Origin of the sequence: Actinomyces sp. oral taxon 448 str. F0400 (assembly GCF_000220835.1) — a bacterium.
Taxonomy (GTDB): Bacteria; Actinomycetota; Actinomycetes; order Actinomycetales; family Actinomycetaceae; genus Actinomyces.
The window spans coordinates 1569687-1589098 of the sequence record NZ_GL985606.1 but is presented as its reverse complement, the minus strand read 5'-3'; the positions used below and the strand labels follow the sequence as shown (position 1 = coordinate 1589098).

Annotated in this window: 16 protein-coding genes; all 16 read right to left on the bottom strand. The window is 71.3% G+C overall.

The genetic code is table 11. From position 1 onward, the window contains the following. Nucleotides 1-23: 23 nt before the first annotated feature. The 16 genes from HMPREF9062_RS06775 to HMPREF9062_RS06700 all read right to left on the bottom strand — a co-directional run bounded on the left by HMPREF9062_RS06775 (nt 24) and on the right by HMPREF9062_RS06700 (nt 19046). The gene (locus HMPREF9062_RS06775) at nt 24-1319 is read right to left on the bottom strand and encodes an extracellular solute-binding protein (RefSeq protein ID WP_009749341.1); all 1296 of its coding nucleotides are present in this window, start codon (nt 1317-1319) and stop codon (nt 24-26) included. Nucleotides 1320-1389: 70 nt separating this feature from the next. Next, nucleotides 1390-2397 (bottom strand): LacI family DNA-binding transcriptional regulator, encoded by a 1008-nt coding sequence (locus HMPREF9062_RS06770; protein WP_009749340.1) that lies wholly within the window; start codon nt 2395-2397, stop codon nt 1390-1392. Between the two features lie 135 nt (nt 2398-2532). Then, nucleotides 2533-4191, bottom strand: coding sequence for a glycoside hydrolase family 32 protein (locus HMPREF9062_RS06765; RefSeq protein WP_009749339.1), 1659 nt, complete (start codon nt 4189-4191; stop codon nt 2533-2535). 223 nt (nt 4192-4414) lie between these two features. Then, on the bottom strand, nt 4415-5083 hold the full coding sequence (locus HMPREF9062_RS06760) for an NUDIX domain-containing protein (protein ID WP_009749338.1): 669 nt from the start codon (nt 5081-5083) through the stop codon (nt 4415-4417). Then, complete coding sequence (locus HMPREF9062_RS06755; RefSeq protein ID WP_009749337.1) at nt 5080-6825, bottom strand: CTP synthase; 1746 nt, start codon at nt 6823-6825, stop codon at nt 5080-5082. The genes HMPREF9062_RS06760 and HMPREF9062_RS06755 overlap by 4 nt, the downstream gene beginning before the upstream one ends. 95 nt (nt 6826-6920) lie before the next feature. Beyond that, nucleotides 6921-8096, bottom strand: a complete 1176-nt coding sequence (locus HMPREF9062_RS06750) for a glycosyltransferase family 4 protein (protein WP_009749336.1) — start codon at nt 8094-8096, stop codon at nt 6921-6923. Then, nucleotides 8093-9811 carry a murein biosynthesis integral membrane protein MurJ gene (murJ, locus tag HMPREF9062_RS06745; protein WP_009749335.1) on the bottom strand — a complete coding sequence of 573 codons (1719 nt, stop codon included), beginning with the start codon at nt 9809-9811 and terminating at the stop codon, nt 8093-8095. Before murJ ends, HMPREF9062_RS06750 begins: the two co-directional genes overlap by 4 nt. Further along, a complete protein-coding gene (locus HMPREF9062_RS06740; RefSeq protein WP_009749334.1) occupies nt 9808-10758 on the bottom strand; it encodes a hypothetical protein in 951 nt (316 codons plus the stop codon). Before HMPREF9062_RS06740 ends, murJ begins: the two co-directional genes overlap by 4 nt. A 151-nt stretch (nt 10759-10909) precedes the next feature. After that, nucleotides 10910-11842 (bottom strand): copper transporter, encoded by a 933-nt coding sequence (locus tag HMPREF9062_RS06735; RefSeq protein WP_009749333.1) that lies wholly within the window; start codon nt 11840-11842, stop codon nt 10910-10912. Nucleotides 11843-11859: 17 nt separating this feature from the next. Continuing rightward, nucleotides 11860-13086: a putative cytokinetic ring protein SteA gene (gene steA / locus HMPREF9062_RS06730; RefSeq protein ID WP_009749332.1), complete on the bottom strand. Its 1227-nt coding sequence runs from the start codon at nt 13084-13086 to the stop codon at nt 11860-11862. Beyond that, complete coding sequence (locus HMPREF9062_RS06725) at nt 13083-14927, bottom strand: DNA repair protein RecN (protein WP_009749331.1); 1845 nt, start codon at nt 14925-14927, stop codon at nt 13083-13085. The genes steA and HMPREF9062_RS06725 overlap by 4 nt, the downstream gene beginning before the upstream one ends. Then, nucleotides 14924-15790 (bottom strand): NAD kinase, encoded by an 867-nt coding sequence (locus tag HMPREF9062_RS06720; RefSeq protein WP_034254814.1) that lies wholly within the window; start codon nt 15788-15790, stop codon nt 14924-14926. The genes HMPREF9062_RS06725 and HMPREF9062_RS06720 overlap by 4 nt, the downstream gene beginning before the upstream one ends. Nucleotides 15791-15867: 77 nt before the next feature. Next, nucleotides 15868-16728: a TlyA family RNA methyltransferase gene (locus HMPREF9062_RS06715; protein WP_009749329.1), complete on the bottom strand. Its 861-nt coding sequence runs from the start codon at nt 16726-16728 to the stop codon at nt 15868-15870. Between the two features lie 73 nt (nt 16729-16801). Further along, a complete protein-coding gene (locus HMPREF9062_RS06710; protein WP_009749328.1) occupies nt 16802-17011 on the bottom strand; it encodes a hypothetical protein in 210 nt (69 codons plus the stop codon). A 12-nt stretch (nt 17012-17023) separates the two neighbouring features. Continuing rightward, nucleotides 17024-18100 (bottom strand): HAD-IIA family hydrolase, encoded by a 1077-nt coding sequence (locus HMPREF9062_RS06705; protein WP_009749327.1) that lies wholly within the window; start codon nt 18098-18100, stop codon nt 17024-17026. A gap of 1 nt (nt 18101) precedes the next feature. After that, nucleotides 18102-19046, bottom strand: coding sequence for a hypothetical protein (locus tag HMPREF9062_RS06700; RefSeq protein WP_009749326.1), 945 nt, complete (start codon nt 19044-19046; stop codon nt 18102-18104). Nucleotides 19047-19412 lie beyond the last annotated feature (366 nt).

The window sequence follows — 19412 nt, the reverse complement described above, 5'->3', positions numbered from 1 at the left end:
CTGGGACGATGGGCGTCAGACGGTCACGCCGCCTGATAACCGTTGTTGGACGCGATGTCGGCATCGATGTCCTTGACGGCCTGGTCGAGAGCGGATTGGACGTCGGAGCCCGAGACGATGTCGCGAGCGGCCTTGTCGAAGACGGAGGAGATCACCTTGTATCCGGGTGTGGCGGGACGCAGCAGCGCGTACGTCGTACCGATCTCGTAGACGGGCTCGAGTGGTTTGCCCTCGCCGTAGTTATCGGTCTGCGCAGTGGCGGAGGCCACCGACGGGAAATTGCCGATCGCGTTGGAGTACTTGACGAGGTACTCGTCCTGCATGAGGAACTCGATGAACTTGTTGGCGATCTCGGAGTTCTTCGAAGTCGCCGAGACGCCCCACTGCCAGGACCCGCCGCCCACGTGCGCGCCCTTGCCGAAGTCGACCGGCGGCAGAATGAGGACCTCGTCCTCGCCGAGGGCCTCCTGGGCCTTGAGCACCTTCCAGCCGCCGGTGTAGACGAGCGGGACCTTGCTCTGGAGGAAGTCGGTGCCGTCGGTGCCCGGGGTCTGGGAGGCGTACCCGTCGGCGAACAGGCTGCGGAACCAGGTGCCCCACTCGACGGCCGCGGTGCCGTTGAGGAAGCCCTCGGCCGTCCGATAGGTCTCGCGGTCGATGAGGTCGCCGCCGAAGGACTGAAGCATGGGGGCGTAGGCGTAAGGCCACCACTCGGCGGTGTCCCACACGCCCATGTCGACGGCGACGTCGTAGTCGGGCAGCTGACCGAGCTTGCTCAGGGCGTCATTGAACTCGTCCTTGGTCCAGGGCTTATCGACCGCGGGCACGGGCACGCCCGCGGCGTCGAAGGCGGACTTGCGGCCCAGGAAGCACAGGGAGGTGTCGTAGGGGCCGATGGAGTAGAGGGTGTCATTCCAGTAGCCCTTGGCGGAGTCAATGATCCTGCCCTCCAGGTCGGAGGAGACGCTCAGCGGAGACAGGTAACCGGCCCAGGCCCAGTTCGGCATGATCGGACCGTCGAGGTCGAGGATGTCGGGCAGGTCGCCGGAGACGGCGGCAGCGGCGATGGAGTCGTTGTAGGAGGCCTGGGGGAAGGACTTGAGGTCGACGGAGGTGTCGGGATTGGCCTCGTTGAAAGCGTCGACGGCGCTCTGGACGACGGCGAGCTCGTCCTCGTTACCGCCGTTGTGGGTCCACAGCGAGATGCCGCCGCCGGAGCCCCCGGAGCTCTCGCCCCCCTGGGACGAGCACGCGGCAAGGGTGACGGTCGCGGCCGCGGCGGCGCCGAGGCCGAGAAAAGTGCGACGAGTGGTGGGCATGGGGCACTCCTTTGTGTGTCTTCCGTAGGGGTTGGCCGGGAAGGGATCCCGGGAATCTGGGGAGCGCGGATCAGGGCGCAGGGGGCGGGGCGGTCGATCCCCGCCCGACCAATCGGCAGTGGAAGCGCACCGTGCGGGGAGGATCCGGCAGGTCCCCGGCGACCAGGCCCCGTACGAGCCAGTCGGCCATGGCGTAATGGGGCAGGCGCATGGTCGTCAGCGGCGGCTCCAGGTTGGTGGAGATGAGGGCCAGATCGTCGAATCCAACGACCGACAGATCCTCGGGAATGCGCAGGCCCAGTCGGGCGGCCTGACGGTAGACGCCCGCGGCGATCGCGTCCTTGAAGCAGAAGACGGCGGTGGGCCGATCGGGCCGCTCCAGGACGGTCCGAGCCGCGGCATCGGCACCGGCCGGGTCGTCCTCGCCGTAGACGACGAGGCCGTCATCGGCCTCGAGGCCGGCCTCGGTGAGCGCCTGCTCGTAGCCCGTGCGGCGCAGTCCAACGGCGATGACGCCCGGGGAGACGGCCGTGACGTGCGCGATGCGCCTGTGGCCGAGCCCGATCAGGTGGGCCGTGGCCTCGCGGGCCGCTGCGACCTCGTCGGGCACGACGCCGACCACGTCCTCCCGGTCGGCGAAGCCGTTGAGAACGGCAACGGTCTCGAGCTCGGGTGCGACATGCACCTCCTGGTGGTACATGGCCGCATGAACGATGGCGTCGACCCGGCGGGACTGGAGCTCGCGAACCGCGCGGCGGGTCTGCTCCTCGTCCCCGCCGGAGTCGGTCAGCAGGACCGACCATCCCAGCTGCCGACTGGTCGTCAGGACGGCGTCGATCATAGCCACGGCGTAGGGCGTGGACAGAACCCGTTCGCCGAGTACGCCGATGGTGCGGGTGCGCCGGTTGCGCATGCCGCCGGCCAGAGCGTCGCGCACGTAGGCCATGGAGTCCGCGGCGGCGCGCACGCGCTCGGCCGTCTTGCGGGAAACCCGCCCCTTGTCCTTCCCGGACAGGACGAGCGAAGCCGTGGCCGTGGACACGCCCGCGGCGGCGGCCACCTCGACAAGAGTCGTCATCATCCCTCCTTCCACGGGCAGGACACGAGCAGAGTCGGCCCGGACGATGCAAGAATGCCCCATCGAGCTCATATACGTCAACCGATTAACCCCTTGTGTTCAGAAGCCTGAGCACCGGCTTCCAAGGCGGGCGGGTCAGTCGCAGTCGGTCGCGCGCCAGACGATGTTGGAGAAGGTCGCCTCGCCCTCGTAGGAGTACAGCCGCAGACCCTCGTCCCCGTCCATGAAGTACACCTGCTGGGAGAGCACCGTGTGCCCGGCGTCGACGAACACTTCGACGCTCTGCATGTCGACGAGGACCCTCAGGTGAACCCAGCGGGAGGACGGGTCGATGGGGGCCTCGGCCCGCCAGTAGGGCAGGAAGGAGCACCACTCGAGGTCGCAGGGGCCGCGGTCGACGTAGATCGTCCCGTCGGTCACTCCGATGCTCGTGTAGCGCGAGTCGTCCTCGGAGCACCCGACGGCGACCCCGACGTCCGTCGCCGCGTCCCATTCGATGTCCAGCTCGAGCTCGTAGGCGCGCCCGCTCCACGCCAGCGCCTGCCAGCCGCTGACCCGCTGCGCGGAGAGCTCGCACGGTTCATCCATCACGTCGCGCAGCGCCGGGACGGGATCGCTCTGAAGGGAGTACCAGCCCTCGGGCTGGCGAACCAGGCGGATCCGTCTGACCACCGACATCTGCCCGTTGTAACCGTCGGAGGCGTCCGTGGGCACATCGCGCGCGGCGTAGCGCCAGTTGTTCATCCAGGCGATGGCGTACCGCAGGCCCTCCGGATCGTCGGGCGAGGGCCATGTGACGGCCGAGTACCAATCCCAGCCCCGATCGAGCCACTGGGGCATAAGGGTGTCGGTCGTGAAGTTCGCGCCGTCCCACCGCCCCACCCAGTAGGCGTAACCGGTCGGCAGCCCGGCGTCGTAGGCGTCCATGCTGGCCCCCAGCACCCAGTGGGCGGAGCCGTCATCGGCGACGATCCTGAAGATGTCGGGGCACTCCATTCCGCCCAGGTCGGGCACGTCCCCGCGCAAATAGTCGAAGTTCGACGCCCAGGTCCAGTCGGTCAGATCGGCCGAGACGTAGAGCGAGAGGTACTTGCGCCGACCGATGACGCAGATCCATTGCGAGCGGTCGGGGTCCCAGGTGACCTTCGGGTCGCGGAACCACTCGGCATTGTCGACCTCCTCCGCGGTGACGGCCGTGTCCGCGTCCGGGTTGGCGATGACGGGGTCGGGCCTGAGCGAGAAACTCTCGCCGTCGCGGGAGAAGTACATGTACTGCTGCTGGCGGATGGGCTGGCCGTCGGGCAGCCGCGTGGCCAGGACGACCAGCGTTCCCGCGCCCAGGCCCGCCGTGTCGTCCTCGTCGACGACGGCCGATCCCGTCCACACCGGCTCGTCGCCGCGGGGCTCAATGACCTGCTGGTGGTCGACGAAGGTGACCAGGTCGTCCGTCGTGGCCAGGTTCCAGCCTCCGGCACCGGCGTTGTCGTCGGCGTGCAGGTAGTAGAAGAAGGTTGTCCCGTCATAGCGCAGCGGCCGCTGCCCGTCGCACAGCCAGCCCGACGGCGGCGTCATGTGGAAGCGGGCGCGCAGGCTCTGGGTCGATGATGACACCGAGGACACCGACGAGGTCGACGCGGCCGGGAGGGCCGACGGTCTCGGCGACGCCGCGGACGCCGACGACGCCGGAGCCGAGAGCCGGCTGACACCCTCGACGAGTCCGGCCACGGCGCCCAGGCCCGTCACCACGAGCACGGCTCGGCGGGACAGCGGGGGCATCGATGCGATGAAGGACACGTTCCTCTCCCGTCCTGGATCGTCGCGGGACGAGAGGGCGGCACTCCCCGAGGATCGCCGTCTAGGCCCCGGAGGTTGCGCACCGGCGGAACCGGGGAGGAAGCGCTCAGACGAGCAACGACATACCCTCGCGCCCGCTCGTCACGGTGTGACGATAACCGCACCACCGTCGAACGTCAAGCGTTTAACGTCGCACGGCGCCGCGGAGTACGGCCTCAGTGGCCTACAGGCTGCGCGGGCTTCTCAGCCACGGGGCGTCCGCCGGGCGCAGACCCTCCCAGCTGTGAGCCCGCGCCCGGGCGGCGGCCAGGACCCCCACAACGGTCGACGGATTGTGCAGCCGTCCGCCCGCGACGGCGTGGACCACGTCATCCAGGAGGAACCAGGTGGGCACGAACTCGGCCTCCTCGGCCTCGCGCCGTATGCGCTGGTCGACCGGCAGCGGATGCAGACAGCGGGCGAGGAAGACGCGCGAGCCCTCCGTTGTGAATCCGGGAGAGGCGTAGAAGTCGACGAGGACGTCCCACCGGGCCGCGACGTAATCGGTCTCCTCGGCGAGCTCGCGCCGGGCCGCGGCGAGCGGCGCCTCGCCGGGCACATCGAGCAGGCCCGCCGGCACCTCCCACAGCATGGCGCGCACAGGATGACGGTACTGGCGCACCATGAGGATCTCGGCGGCGCCGTCGTCCCGGGAGGAGTCCTGCCCCTCGCGCAGCGCCACGATCGACACGGCGTCGTGGTGGACCACGGTCTGGCGGCGCACCGGCTCTTGTCCCTCGGCCAGGACGAGCTCCTCATCATCAACGGCGCAGATCGGTCCGCTCCAGACCCGTTCGTGCGCACGAACCGCCCGGCCGGTTTCACGGGCGTCAGCCGGCCCGACGGGGCTCACCGCCCCTCCTCGCCCGTCTGTGACGCCTCGGCCTCCGGATCTCCGGGACGGTGGGAGGCGTAGACATCCCGGCGACGCTCCAGCCCGGCCCGCACCAACGCGGCGAAGAGCGGATGCGCCCGAGTCGGCCGGGATTTGAACTCGGGGTGGGCCTGAGTGGCCACGAAGTAGGGATGCAGCTCGCGGTCCAGCTCGACGAACTCAGCCAGGCGCCCATCGGGTGAGGCGCCCGTGACCCTCAGCCCGACAGAGGCCAGGGCATCGCGGTAGGCGTTGTTGACCTCGAAGCGGTGACGGTGGCGCTCGCGGACCTCGGTGGCGCCGTAGGCCTCGGCCACGATCGAACCGGGGGTGAGAACCGCAGGGTAGGCGCCCAGGCGCATGGTGCCGCCCAGATCTCCGCCACCGGTGACGAACTGCTGCTGAGAGTCCATGGTGGTGACCACCGGGTCGGGGGTCTCGGGCTCCATCTCGGTCGACGAGGCCGCCGTCAGACCCAGCAGGTCGCGCGCGGCCTCGATCACCATGCACTGCAATCCCAAACACAGACCCAGGGTGGGGACCTCGTGCTCGCGGGCCCAGCGCAGCGCACCGAGCTTGCCCTCGATGCCCCGCACCCCGAAGCCGCCGGGCACCACGACGGCGTCCACCCCCGCCAGGGCCCGCTGCGCGCCCTCGAGGCTCTCGCAGGTGTCGGAGGCGACCCAGCGGATGTCGACGCGCGCGTTGCACGCGAAGCCGCCGTGGCGGATGGCCTCGGAAACCGACAGGTAGGCGTCGTGCAGGTCGACGTACTTGCCCACGAGGGCGACCTCCACCCGGTAACGGGGGTCGTGGACGCGCCCGAGCAGACCATTCCACTCGGTCCAGTCCACGTCCCGGAATGGCAGGGCCAGACGCTGGACGAGAAAGGCGTCGAGCCCCTCGTGGTGCAGCGTCGGGGGCACCTCGTAGATGCTGGCGGCGTCCCTGCACTCCACGACAGCCGAGGCCTCGACGTCGCACATGAGAGCAACCTTGCTCTTAACGCCGTCCGGCAGCGGCCGGTCGGTGCGCAGAACCAAGGCGTCGGGCTGGATGCCGATGGAACGCAGGGTCGCCACCGAGTGCTGGGTCGGCTTGGTCTTGAGCTCACCGGCCGCCGGAAGGAAGGGGATGAGCGAGACGTGCACGAACGCGACGTTCTCCCGCCCCAGGTCCGCACGCACCTGGCGGGCCGCCTCGAGGAACGGCTGGGACTCGATGTCCCCCACCGTCCCCCCGATCTCAGTGATGATGACATCGGGCACCTCGCCGTCGGCGCCGGGAGCGGCCTGGGCTCGCATGACGCGTTTGATCTCGTCGGTGATGTGCGGGATGACCTGAACAGTGTTCCCCAGGTACTCCCCGCGGCGCTCCTTGGCGATGACCGTGGAGTAGACCTGGCCGGTGGTCGCATTGGCTGCACCGGTGAGGTTGACATCCAGAAAGCGCTCGTAGTGGCCGATGTCGAGATCGGTTTCGGCGCCGTCCTCGGTCACGAAGACCTCCCCGTGCTGGAAGGGGTTCATCGTGCCGGGGTCGACGTTGATGTACGGGTCGAGCTTCTGCATGACGACGCTCAAGCCGCGGGCCCTCAGGAGACGGCCCAGACTGGAGGCGGTCAGTCCCTTGCCCAGGGAGGAGACGACTCCCCCGGTGACGAAAATGTGGCGGGGGACGTCGGGCAGGCTTCCACTCAGGCGCGCACGGTTGCTGTTCACGGGCCTTCAACCTAGCAGGTCCGATGCAACACGCCCGTCTCCCGCCTCGGCGCGGCCCGCCGATGAGTGCCGGGAGCGAGGGCGGAACCGCGCTGTCACCGGCCGTCAGCGGCATCAACCCGACTCGCCCTGTCCGGGGGCGGCAGGATCCCGGCGAGTTGGTCGGCGAGATCGTCGTCGGTCGGCAGGTCGTTCGCCGCCGCGCAAGCGCGCCCGCGGGCGTCGGAGAGCGCGGAGTCGTCGGTCAGCAGAGCGGCGATGGCATCGGCGACGGCCCGCGCTCGCGGCTCGACAAGCACGGCCCCGCCCCGAGCCGTCAGGGCCGTGCCCCCCACATCAGTGGCGACAACGGCGGTGCCGGCGCGCAGCGCCTCTTGGATGATCAGGGGCTGCCCCTCCCACAGGCTCGTCTGGACGACGACGTCAGCCTCCTCCAGGAGCACGGCGATGTCCTCGCGCCTGCCCAGCAGCCGCACGGGCAGGCCCGAGGCGCGCACGCGCTCCTGCACGGCCGGGGCCTGCGGCCCTTCTCCCGCCAGCGCCCATACGACGCCGCCCAGCCCGCCGGCGTTCACCCGTTCCTGCAGCAGGGCCGCAGCCTCCAGCAGCAGATCAATGCCCTTCTGCGGGGCCAGTCTGGCCGCCGTCAGCACGCGTCCGCCTCCGCCCCGCCACGCCGATTCCGCCGGGGAGGCGCGGGGGGGCGAATCGGTGCTGGGCCGACGCGGTGCGGGGACGACGGCGATCTCGACCCGCGCCGCGCCGCACTCCAGAGCTCGCTCGGCCAGATCCGGGCTGACGGCCAGCACCAGGTCCGCCCGGGCGGCGATCAGCCGTTCCAGGCGCGCGCCGACCGCACGAGTGATCCAGCCGCCGACGGTGAGATTGTGGAGGGTGACGACCAGGCGGGTGCGGCTATCGCGCCGCCGCCCGAGCGCCAGAGCGGCGGCGGCGCCGGCGCGCAGCCCATGGGCGTGGACGACATCGGCGCGTCGCCCCAGGAGCCGCAGCCGGGCGACGGCGGCCGCATCGCCCGCAGCGGGCGCAGCGCCAATCTCAAGGGCCCGCCCCCTGGCGCCGCCGAGGTCGAGGCCGGCCAGAACGGCGGCCGGCGCCTCGACGAGAACGTCGTGCCCCGCTCGGGCCAGCAGCCGCGCGCAGTCGCCCAGGTGGGCCCGCACCCCCCCGGCCGCCGAACCGCTGACCTCCAGGACGCGCCACCTGCGCGCGCACGTCGGGGACGTCGGGGCGGTCGTGATTCCAGATGTCATCGTGTCTCCTCACGAGTCGGTGCACCAGCGGCGCCGGACCGCAGGACGCCCGGGAGCCCGCGGTCGGCCGCCACGCAGGCACCCAGGGTCAGGAACGCGCAGGCTGCGGCGCCCGCAACGGCCAGGGCGATCGAGCCCGGGGCCGAGCTGATGGTCGTGCTCAGCGCGCGCACGACCGCGCCGGTCGCCAGCGCCGTCGGCGCCCCCACGGCGAACACCCGCAGGGTCGGACGCAGGGCGCCGCCGCCCACGGTGCGGGCCAGCGCGAGAAGCATGCCGACGCCGGCGACGCCCATACCGGCCGTCAGCCCGATCGCCAACGCGATGAGGGTGGCTCTCCCATCGCCGCCATCGGGCGCCATCAACCGCACTGCCGCGGCCGAGGCCCCGACGACTGTCAACCATCCCAGGACCGTGACGCGGGCGGCCGAGCTGGCGCGATCGGCCGCGAAGAGGATCCGGGTGACCTGATAGATCAGCGCGTAGCCGACCACCGCGGGCGCCAGCACCAGCAGGGAGGCTCCCATGCCGTCGACATCGGCGTGCAGCAGGGAGAAGAAGCGCTCGGCCCCGGACGACACGCCCACCAGCGCGCCGGCTCCGGCGAGTGAAACCGCCGTAACCAGAGCGGTGGAGGAGGCAGCGAAACCGTAGGCGGGCGAAAGGCGGCGATCCTCCGCCCGCCCTGTGGCCCCCGCGCGATCCTCCTCGAAGGCCGCCGCCAGACGCGGGTAGACGACCGTGGCCACAGGCACCGCCATAACGGCGTAAGGAAGCAGGTAGACGGCCTGCGTGTACTGGTAGACGGCCACCGTCCCGGTCCGCCCGCCCGAGCGGGCCAGGGCCAGGACGGCCAGAACGCTGACCTGCTGAGCCACGAGGGTCCACACCCCGGCCCCGCCCAGCCGCAGCGCCCGCCAGGCGACCGCCCGGTCCAGGTGCAGGGTCGGGCGCACACGCACGCCCGAGCGCACCACCGGGTGGAGCAGAGGCAGGCTCAGGGCGGCGACGCCCGCCGTGGTCCCCCACCCCAGGACGTGCAGCGCGGCGGACTCCGCCTGCCCGCCCGCGTCGGAGGTCATGACCCCGTAGACGGCGTAGGTCGCCATGACCACGAGGCTGGACAGGACCGGAGTGAGGGCCGGCCAGGTGAAGCACCCCTGGGCCTGGAGCACCCCGGTGAGGACCACACCGATCCCATACAGGGGCACCTGGAGGGCGAACATGCGCAGGAAGTCGGCCACGAGGCCCGCCTGAAGCGACGGATCCACACCCGCTGAGGCGGGCAGGAGTGCCGCGATGGGTCCGGCCATGACCGTCAGAAGCAAGGCGAGCGGGGTGAGGACCGTCAGGACGACGCCGAGCAGCCCCGAGGCGATGCGCGAGGCCTCCTCGCCGCGCCCGGGGATCGCCGCGGCGGCCAGCAGGGGAACGATGGTGGCGGCTAACGCCCCGCCGACGACGATCTCGTACAGGACGTTGGGCACCTGGTTGGCGGTGGCGTAGGCACCGGCGACCGTACCGGCGCCGACGGTGGAGGCCTGGACGATCCACCGGGCGAAGCCCAGCGCGCGCGATACGAGGGTGAGGCCGGCGACACCGGTGGCGGCGCCGAGCAGGCCCCGCGTGCGCGCGGGCCGCAGCCCCGCGGATCCGGGCGGCGTCCTGGCCGACGGGCCAGGATCGGAGGCGCCGGCGGGGGCGGAGGCGGTCATGAGGGCCGGCGTCCCAGGGAGTCGAGGAGGGCTAGAGCCGGGGTGCGGGCGATCACCCGGGTGAAGGAGACGCGCTCACTGGTCAGGATCAAAGCGGTACCGGCCAGGGCGGCGGCGGTGCGTACTGCCCGGCCGGGGTGGGCGGCCAGAGCCGCTCCCACGAGGGCGCCCAGGGCGTTGGAACCCGTATCGCCCAGCATGGTGTCCTCCATGAGATCCTCGGGCAGGGCCGCGACCGCGGTGCCCAGCACGCCGGCCGCCAGGATCCTGGCCGCCTCGGCGCTGGGACGCCGGTCGGCGAGCAGGGGAGCGCTCAGGGCGGCCGCTGCCTTCAGGGCGCGGCCGGGTCGCAGGTCGAGCAAGTTGAGGACGTTCGCCCAGGCGGCTACGTCCACGGCGCTGGTGGCGGCGTCGACGGCGGTGGCGCACGGGCCGCGCGCGCCGACGGCGCTGCGGTGGCGGGCCAGGAGCACCCCTGAGACGAGGGCGCCGGAGCCGATGACCGCGATTTTGATGACTCCGGTGGTCACCCGGCCGCGGGCGAGGGCGCCGAGGTGGCCTGCCAACCCTTTGGCGGGCGCGCCGCCGTCGTGGGCGCCAGCGTCCATGTCATCTACGAGGCCGGCGGCGCCGGCTGACATCGTCGCCACGAGGGCCGCCACCGCCACGCGGCTGGAGCCGGGCGCGGACGGGCCGGCCGCGCAACTCCCCACCCGTGCACCGGCGGCGACCGCGCCCACCGCCACGCCGATGCCCCCGCGCAGACTCACGGTGCGCCCGCGGAAATTGGTGCGCTCCAGCCGCCCGCGCAGCCTCTCGAAGGACCTCAATCCGGTCGACCAGGATAAGGTCGCACCCAGCGCGCCAAGGGCGACACCGCCCGGCGAGCGGTCCGGCGCGGTTGTGAGGGCGCCGACGCGCCCGGGCGCGCGGCTGTCGGGCTTCATGAATGTCACGGGCTCAGCGTATCGGGAAGACCGCGATATCCCGATTCCGAGGACCTTCTACCACCTACCAGCCCGAGGATGAGCGGAGTACTGCTCCGCCGGCGCCGCGAGGACCTCGGCTCGCCTCCACGACGGCGAACCCCGACCCGCCTCACTTCGGTATCGGCGGCACGACCGCATCCGCCCCCTTGTCGAAGCCGTAATCACCCTTGGCTCCCGAAGCCGTGGAGGCCAGGGCCAGCGGTGTGGAGACCGCGGCCGCCGCCTGCCCCACCGAGTCGATCGTGGTGACAGGGGCCTTGTCGGCGCGCAGGGCGGCAACGACGTCGGTCTCCGCGTCGGCCGCGCCGACGACGACCGTCGAGGCGGCCGACGCGGTCCCCGTCAGGGCATCCACCCAGGAGGCCGCACTCTGCGCGGGTGAGGCGGAGGCGTCGACGTCGTCCCTGGATTCCGCAGTCGCACCGGTGCCGCGCGGGCCGATGACGACGATCATGTCCGCCAGACCGCCGGGCTTGGCGTCGACGGAGACCAGCGGGGTCTCAGTCGCGGTCAGCAGATCCATCAGTGTTCTGGCGCTGTCCGAGCCGCTGGTCAGCGCCGTGCCCAGTCCCTGGCCGAGCACCTTATTAGCATTGGAGGAGGCCTCCGAGTCGAGGTAGCCGGCCAGCTGTTCCGAGTAGGTCTGCCGGAAGGCGTCCCGCGAGGCATCGCTCCACACGTCCGTCAGGCTCACGCGTCCGGTGACCGTCCCGCCGGCCGTCTGAATCTGAGCGGCGACGGCATCGAGGTCGTCGTCCTCCGCATCGGGCATGAGCACCAGGGCGGCCTTCTTGCCGTCGAGAACGCCCGGCAGGTAGGCGCCGGCCGCGGCGGTGATGTAGGCGTCGCGATCATTGACGGCGGCCGCGGTCTGCTCGAGCTGGACCTGGGTCTCGTTGCGGTTCTCCCGCAGAGAGGTGACCTGGTCGTTCAGCGCCGTGCCCAAGGAGTTCTGCAGCGGGCCCGCTCCGAGCACGATTCCGATGGCCAGTGCCAGGAAGACGGAGATGAGCGAGACCAGGTGGTAGCGGAAGTCGATCATGGCGGTCCTGTCCTTGCTCAGACGGAGGGGGTGCTCGGGGCCAGGCCCACGAGCGAGCGGAAGAAGTTGACGACGTCGTCCCACACGGCGCCGGACAGGCCCAGGAAGGTCTGCCCGCCGGGGGTGGAGGCGAGGGCGGCGAACAGGGCGACGAGCCCGGCCAGTGCCAGCAGGCTCAGCTGCCAGCCGGAGATGCGGGCCCGGTACAGGCGCGAAACACCCTTGGCGTCGATCAAACGGCCACCGACCTTCAGGCGGGTCAGGAACGTCGATGACATCCCCTCGCGCCCTTTGTCGAGGAACTCCAGGAGCGTGACGTGCGTGCCGACCGCCACGATGAGCTCGGCACCGGTCTCGTCGGCCATGAGCATAGCAATATCCTCACTGGTGCCGGTGGCTGCGAAGACCTCGTGGTCCACTGCGAGTTCCTCAACACGCGCCAGACCGGGCGCCCGGCCATCGCGGTAGGCGTGAACGACGATCTCAGCTCCGCACCCCAGGGCCTTGTCGGACACGGAGTCCATGTCGCCGACGATCATGTCCGGCTTGAGTCCCGCCTCCAGGACGGCGTCGGCTCCGCCGTCGACACCGATGATCACCGGCTTGTACTCACGGATGTAGGGGCGCAGGGCCTTGAGGTCCTCCTTGTAGGAGTAGCCGCGCACAACGATCAGGACATGGCGCCCGCTCATCTGCGTGCGTATCTCGGGCACGCCCACGCCGTTGAGCAGGAGGTCGCGCTCTCCGCGCAAGTAATCCATGGTGTTAGCGGCGAAGGCCTCGAGCTGGACCGACAGGCCCTCGCGGGCCGCGTCCATCGCGGCCTCGATCGTCCGCCGGGTCTGCAGCACGCCTTCGGCGAGAACCCCGCTCTCCCCGGCCACGCGTACCTTCGCCGCCCCGTCTCCCTCGCCGTCGATGTCGACCTCGACGTGCTGGCCCTCGTGCAGTCGCATGATGTCAGGGCCGAGGTCGTCGATGAGCGGGACGTCGGCATCCAGAAGGATGCCCGGGCCGAGGTTGGGGTAACGGCCCGAGACCGACGGCGCCGCGTTGAGGACCGCCGCGGGGCGGGCCTCAACGAGGGCTTCGGCCGCCACCCGGTCGAGGTCCGTATGATCGATGACGGCGATCTCACCCGCCTGAAGGCGCTTGGTGAGTTTCTTCGTGCGCGCGTCGACGCGTACCGCCCCGCTCGGACGATCCGGGTCCGACGGCGCCGGCCTGTGCAACGGGTTCCTCACGTCGGGGATTGTGCCACGCGGGCTTCATCGAGGAGTTCCGTCGCATGTCGGAGAGCGGCCCGCGAGTTCTCGTGGCCGGAGAGCATGCGAGCCAGCTCGGTGACGCGCTCGGCCCCCGCCACCCGCACGACCCGGGTGCGGGCGGTCTGCGCGGCGGCATCCGACGCCGCGCAATCCGACGCCGTGGTGCGGGGTGTTTCCTTGATGACGACGAGCTGCGTGTGGGCCCAGGCGGCGACCTGCGCGAGATGAGTGACCACCACCACCTGGTGACGACGTGCCAGGCGTGCGAGTCTGCGGCCGATCTCACGCGCGGCGCGTCCTCCGACACCCGCATCGATCTCGTCGAAGACGAAGGTGCGCTGGTGCTCCGCGGGGCCGGTTCGGTCCGGAGCCCCGGCCGGATCCGCGTTCGTCGCGGCATCGGCGGCTGCTCGGGGGGCGTCGGCGGCGTCCGCCAGGACGACCTCCAGGGCCAGCATGATGCGGGACAGCTCACCGCCCGAGGCTCCCTTGCCCAAAGGCAGGGCGGGGGCGCCCGGGTGGGGCGCCAGCAGCAGTGCGACGTTCTCGGAGCCCGTGGGGCCGGGCTCGTCGAGCGCCTCGAGCTCGACGACCAGCCGCGCCCCCTTCATCTGCAGACCGTCGAGCTCAGCGGTCACGGCCGTCTCGAGCCGCTGGGCGAGCGCGCGGCGGGCGGCGCTCAGCTCGCCGGCGGCCTCGTCCAAATCGGCCTGAGCGTCGGCCAGCGCCTGCTCAAGGGCCGCGGCGCCGCCAGCGGACCCGTCGATCTCAGCCAGACGTTCGGCGGCGGCTCGCCCCCAGGCCAGGAGAGCGTCGACGTCGTCCAGTTCGACGTCCGCACCACCGATCTCGCGGCAGGCCCCGGCCAACTCGCCGCGCCGATCCTGGATCCAGGCGAGCCGGGCCGGGTCGGCGTCCAGACGGGTCAGGTACTCCCCCAGGTCGGCGGCGACGTCGGCGGCCAGGATGCCGAGCTGACGGGTGCGCTCGGCGAGCTCGGCCAGGGCGTCATCGAGCCCCTGCGCCCCGGTCAGGGCGCGCTGCGCGCAGGCGAGAAGAGCGGCCACGTCAGCCTGCTCCCCGGCCGCGGCATCCTCCTGGCCGACCAGGGCCGCGTGTGCGGCCCCCACCGCCAGACGCAGATCCTCGGCATGGTCCAGGCGCTCGGCCTCGATGGTGAGCGCATGGTCCTCACCGGAATCGGGGGCCACCTCCGCCAGCATCTCAAGCCATCCTCGCAGACGATCGGCCTCCTCCCGGCGGGCCCGCGCCTCGGCGCGCCACCGTCCCAGCGCCTCGGCGGCCTGCGAACGGGCCCGGTAGGCGCGCGCGTAGCGTCGGCACACGGCCGCGTGCTCGGGGCCCCCCAGGTTGTCCAGAGCGGAGCGCTGCGCGGACGCGCTGCGCAGACGCAGTTGGTCGGACTGCCCGTGGACCGACACGAGGTGCGACCCGACGTCGGCGAGTACGGAGGAGGGGACGGCGCGACCACCCAAGTGCGCTCGGGAGCGCCCGGCGGCCGGAACCGTTCGGGAGGCCAGCAGAAGATCGTCGTCGAACTCGGCGCCGGCCTGTCTCGCCCGCTCGGCGGCCCGGGAGCCCGGATCCAGCGCGAATGCCCCCTCGACCAGAGCCCGCTCGGCACCGGCACGCACGACAGAGGCCTCCGCCCGCCGCCCCAGAAGAAGACCCAACGACGTCAGCACCATGGTCTTGCCCGCGCCGGTTTCGCCTGTCAGTGCGGTCAGGCCGGGGCTCAGCAGGAGGTCCGCCGTCTCGATGACGCCGAGGCCCTCGATGTGGAGCGACTCGATCATGCGATCCCGCCCGGGTCGTCGCTTGTGGCGCGCCAGCCCTCGACCGGCAGGTCGAACTTGCGGACGAGCCGGGTGGCGAAGGGCGCGTCGTTCAGCCGCGCCAGGCGCACGGGCCGATCCGCCCGCGTGACGCGGATGCGCGAGCCGGCGGGCGCATCCAGACTCCGTCGCCCGTCGCACCAAACCTCGGCACCGCCCAGGCCCGCATGCTGGATGACGACCTCCATGCACGACTCAGGGCCCAGAACGAGGGGCCGGGTGAACAGAGCGTGGGCGACCAGGGGAACGAGCAGGAGCGCCTCGACCTCGGGCCACACGACGGGGCCGCCTCCGGAGTACGCGTAGGCGGTCGAGCCGGTAGGCGTGGCCATGACCAGACCGTCGCAGCCGAAGGAGGAGACCGCCTGGCCGTCCACGCCGATGGCGACTTCGAGCATGCGGGCCCGGTCGCACTTCTCCAGGGCGGCCTCGTTCAGCGCCCAGCCGTGCGTGACGCCCCCGTCGGGGGCGGTGACCTCGACGTCGATGGTCATCCGGGTCTCCACCGTGTAGCGGCCGTTGACGAGATCGGCGACGACTCCCTCGACCGCGTCCGGGTCGGCCTCGGCCAGGAAGCCGACGTGCCCCGTATTGACGCCCACCAGGGGAACGTCGCGCTGGCGGGCGATCTCCGAGGCCCGCAGGATCGTCCCGTCACCGCCCAGGACGAGAACGAGGTCGACTCGGCCGCCGAAGGCCGGGTCGACGGCCTGCACGCCGTGGGCGCGCAAGGCGGCCTTGGCCCGCATGACGGCAGTGGCGGTCGGTGCGGCCTTGCGGTGCGGAGGAATCGGCGCGTCACCGCGATCCCTCTCGAGCACCATGACCCGATGCAGAGCTCGACGGCCGACGCCCGGCTGCGGGCCGGCGCCGCAGGTCGCGGGGGATGGAAGGGCGGCGTTCACGGGCGTTCTCCTTCCGCGCGGCGACCGGCGGGGCCGTCGGCGACGGCCCGTCGAACCTCATCGCTCAGCGCCCGGCCGGTCAGGTCGGCGGAAGCTCCAGCCCGTCCTGCATGCAGATTGATGAAGTACTCCACGTTGCCCGCCGGGCCGGGCAGAGGCGAGGCGGTCACCGCGTCGACTCCGGCACCCAGCTCATGCGCGCGGCCGAGCACGGTCAGGACGGCCTTGACGTGCAGCCCGGGATCTCGTACCACTCCCCCGTGGCCCAGGCGCTTCCGGCCGACTTCGAACTGGGGTTTGACCATGAGCAGGAGGTCGGCGTCCCGGGCGGCGCAGGCGAGCAGCGGGGCCAGGACGAGAGTCAAGGAGATGAAGGACAGGTCGCCGACGACGAGCCCCGGCGCGGGAGCGACGTCCAGCGGGTCGAGTGCGCGCACATTCGTGCGATCCAGGACTGTGACTCGCTCGTCGGACTGCAGGGACCAGGCCAGCTGACCGTAGCCGACGTCGACCGACGTCACGTGGGCGGCACCGCGCCGCAGCAGCACGTCGGTGAACCCCCCTGTGGAGGCCCCGGCGTCCAGGCACCGGCGTTCGGCCACCTGCGGCGCCAGCCCCCGGGCCCCGAGGGAATCGAGGGCGCCGACGAGCTTGCGGGCGCCGCGCGAGACGTAATCATCCCCTCTCGGCGCAACGACCTCGAGCGCCTGAGCCGGATCGACCTGACGAGCGGGTTTGACCACGACGGCCCCGTCGAGCGTGACATGACCGTCGGCGACGAGGCGGGCGGCATGGGTGCGCGAACGCGCGAGCCCGCGTCGGACGAGCTCGGAGTCGAGGCGGATGAGTCGTGCCATGCGATGACGGTGTCTGTTCTGGGTTCCTCAGGTGCTGCTTATGTGCTGTCGGACGCGTCGAACCGGCGGCCCGTCAGTCCTCGGCGTCCCGAAGTTCGGAGGAGAGGGTCTCATGGATCGCCGCCAGGATGGCGGCACGTTCCTCCAGCGGCGCGGCGCCCGCCTTCCGAATCCTGTCGGACAGGTCGGGAAGCCGCTCCACACGGGTTTCGACGGCATCGACCCGGTCGGTCCGCGAGGGGGCCGGAACGGGAGCGGAGTCGGACAGGTCGTCGGACGTCACAGGCGGTCGGGCTCAAGCGCGCACGCGCAGATCGGGAACGGTGGGAGCGCGGTTCCCGCCGTGCTCATCCAGGTACTCCCATACGGCGCCGGCCATGGCCCGATAGGTGTCGAGTGTGATCTCGACCTCCTGCCCGGTCAGGGGGCCCGCGCCATCCAGGACGACGGCGTCATCGTGAACGCGGCAGTGCGCCGAGCCCGCGGTCCACCAGCCGGCGTCCGCGCCGCTCCTCACACGCACGGGGGCCGGATGAGGTTCGAGCAGACCGCGCAGGTCCGTGTGGAGGTAGGCGGGGCGCTCCTCGGGCCTGGCCAGGACGACGTCACGAGCGGTGCTGACACCGGTGAGCACGTGCAGTCCGGGGATGCCAGCTGCGCGGGCACCCACGTGGTCGGTGTTGAGCCGGTCCCCGACGGCCAGCGGCCTGGTGCCCCCGGCGCGGGCGAGAGCCCGCTCGTAGATGCCGGGGAAGGGCTTGCCGCCCGCCAGGGGCTCGCGGCCGGAGGCATTGACGATGGCGGCTACGAGACTCCCGTTGCCCAGTGCGAAACCGCGCTCGGTGGGCAGGGTCGCATCGAGGTTGGTCGCCACGTGGAGGGCTCCATTCGCGATGGCGTACAGGCCCTCCGACATCATCGCCCAGTCCACCACGGGATCCCAGCCCTGGACGACGGCGGCGGGTTCGTCATCGGCCGAGGCGACGACCTCGAATCCCTCGTCGGTCAGGGCGTCACGCAAGCCCTCACCGCCGATGACCAGCACCGCGGAGCTCTCGGCGAGGTGCTCGTGCAGGAGGGCCGCGGCGTCCATGGCGGCCGAGAAGATCTCCCCGGGGAAGGCCCGGATGCCGTTACGGCCCAGTTTGTCGACGACGGTCCGGGGAGCACGGGAGGCGTTGTTGGTCACGAATGACAGACGCATGCCCTGCTCGCGGGCGCCATTGACGCTCGCGGCGGCGTACTCGACCCTGGCGTCACCGGCGAAACAGACGCCGTCCAGGTCGAGTAGCGCGGCGTCGTACGCCTGTACCAGAGGGCACTGGCAGTCCAGAAGCGCAGCTGTCCCAGGCTCCGGCGTCGGTGCGGTCATCTCAGGTCTCCTCGTCGTGGATCGCGTCGTCCGCGTCCTGTTCATTCTCGTTCTCGCCGAGCAGTTCGGCCATCTCGGCCTCGACCCGTTCGCAGAAGGTGGCGGATCGCCTGTCGTCCTCGCCTGCCTCACCGCCGCCGTTCGGCGGCGCCGGCGCCTGAGCGCGTGGATTCTCCACCCCGCCCTGACCGTGAAGCTCCCGGACGTCGTCGTCGGAGGCGTCCTCCGGCGGCGTCCGCTCCCGAGTGACGGCCTGCGCCTGCTCCTGCTCGTAGTCGTCCTCGATGTCGTAGACCTCGACGACGTCGGCGTCGTCTTCGGAGCCGTTCCGGGGAGCCTCGCCAATGCGCTCGCGAACCGCCGCGGCCTCATCGATCCGGCCCAACTCGTCGAGACGGTCGGCGCGCACGGAATGCAGGCGCCGACGCGTCTCCCGGTCGCCGCGGAACATCAGGATGGCCTTTTCAATGACGACGAGTCCGGTGTCGCTGTGCCCCATCTCATGGTGCACGCCCGAGACGACCATGGCGAGCTCGGCCTCCTCGAGGTCGTCGAGCTGATCAGGGTCGACCTCCTCGGCGACCTTCAGCGCCTGCCGGTAGCGCCCCAGACCGCGTTCGCAATCGGCCTCGATAGCGCAGTGCATATTGAGGCCCGACAGGCGTCGAGCGGCGCGGATATCACGCAGAGCCTCGGTGTAATGGCCGGCCAGATAACCGGCAATGCCGGCGGACTCCCGCACGACGGCGACTCGTCCGGCATGCGAGACGGCATAACGGGCATGCCGGTAGGCCAGTTCCGGGTCCGTGTCGAGCAGCCGCTGAACCATGATGAGATGACGCGCGACGTTCTCAGCGTTGGCCCGACCCAGGGCGCGCAGCTCACGGCGCGCCGAGGCCTCCAGACTTCTGGCCTGGACATCTGCCGGTACGGAAGGTTCCGGCACACGGGAGCGCTGAGGCGGACGCCCCTGGCCCCGCCCCTTACCGCTGTCATCCGTGGACCGACGTCCGCGACCTCCCTGTTCGACGCGGGAACCGCGACGCCGACCCGCGTCAGGCCGGCCACCGCCACCATGGGCGGAACGGCCCGGAGTATCGCCGTCAAAGGATCGTGCACCATCGCCGACCCGTTCGCGGAAGCCATGACGACCGCCGACGCGGCCCGACCGAGAGTTGCGGGGGCGCCGTTGGTCGTTACGCCTGTCCTGGGCCATGATCCTGCTTCCTTAGGGGTCTCTCGAGCCGCCTTCGGAGCCCGACATGCCTCAGCCTACCGGGTGTGATGTGAGGGGTTGGTTCATATACCCCTG

Coding starts and splice junctions, on each gene's coding strand:
- HMPREF9062_RS06775 (WP_009749341.1), bottom strand. CDS start 1,319: ATGCCCACCACTCGTCGCACTTTTCTCGGCCTCGGCGCCGCCGCGGCC.
- HMPREF9062_RS06770 (WP_009749340.1), bottom strand. CDS start 2,397: ATGACGACTCTTGTCGAGGTGGCCGCCGCCGCGGGCGTGTCCACGGCC.
- HMPREF9062_RS06750 (WP_009749336.1), bottom strand. CDS start 8,096: ATGACATCTGGAATCACGACCGCCCCGACGTCCCCGACGTGCGCGCGC.
- murJ (WP_009749335.1), bottom strand. CDS start 9,811: ATGACCGCCTCCGCCCCCGCCGGCGCCTCCGATCCTGGCCCGTCGGCC.
- HMPREF9062_RS06740 (WP_009749334.1), bottom strand. CDS start 10,758: ATGAAGCCCGACAGCCGCGCGCCCGGGCGCGTCGGCGCCCTCACAACC.
- HMPREF9062_RS06735 (WP_009749333.1), bottom strand. CDS start 11,842: ATGATCGACTTCCGCTACCACCTGGTCTCGCTCATCTCCGTCTTCCTG.
- HMPREF9062_RS06725 (WP_009749331.1), bottom strand. CDS start 14,927: ATGATCGAGTCGCTCCACATCGAGGGCCTCGGCGTCATCGAGACGGCG.
- HMPREF9062_RS06720 (WP_034254814.1), bottom strand. CDS start 15,790: ATGGTGCTCGAGAGGGATCGCGGTGACGCGCCGATTCCTCCGCACCGC.
- HMPREF9062_RS06715 (WP_009749329.1), bottom strand. CDS start 16,728: ATGGCACGACTCATCCGCCTCGACTCCGAGCTCGTCCGACGCGGGCTC.
- HMPREF9062_RS06705 (WP_009749327.1), bottom strand. CDS start 18,100: ATGACCGCACCGACGCCGGAGCCTGGGACAGCTGCGCTTCTGGACTGC.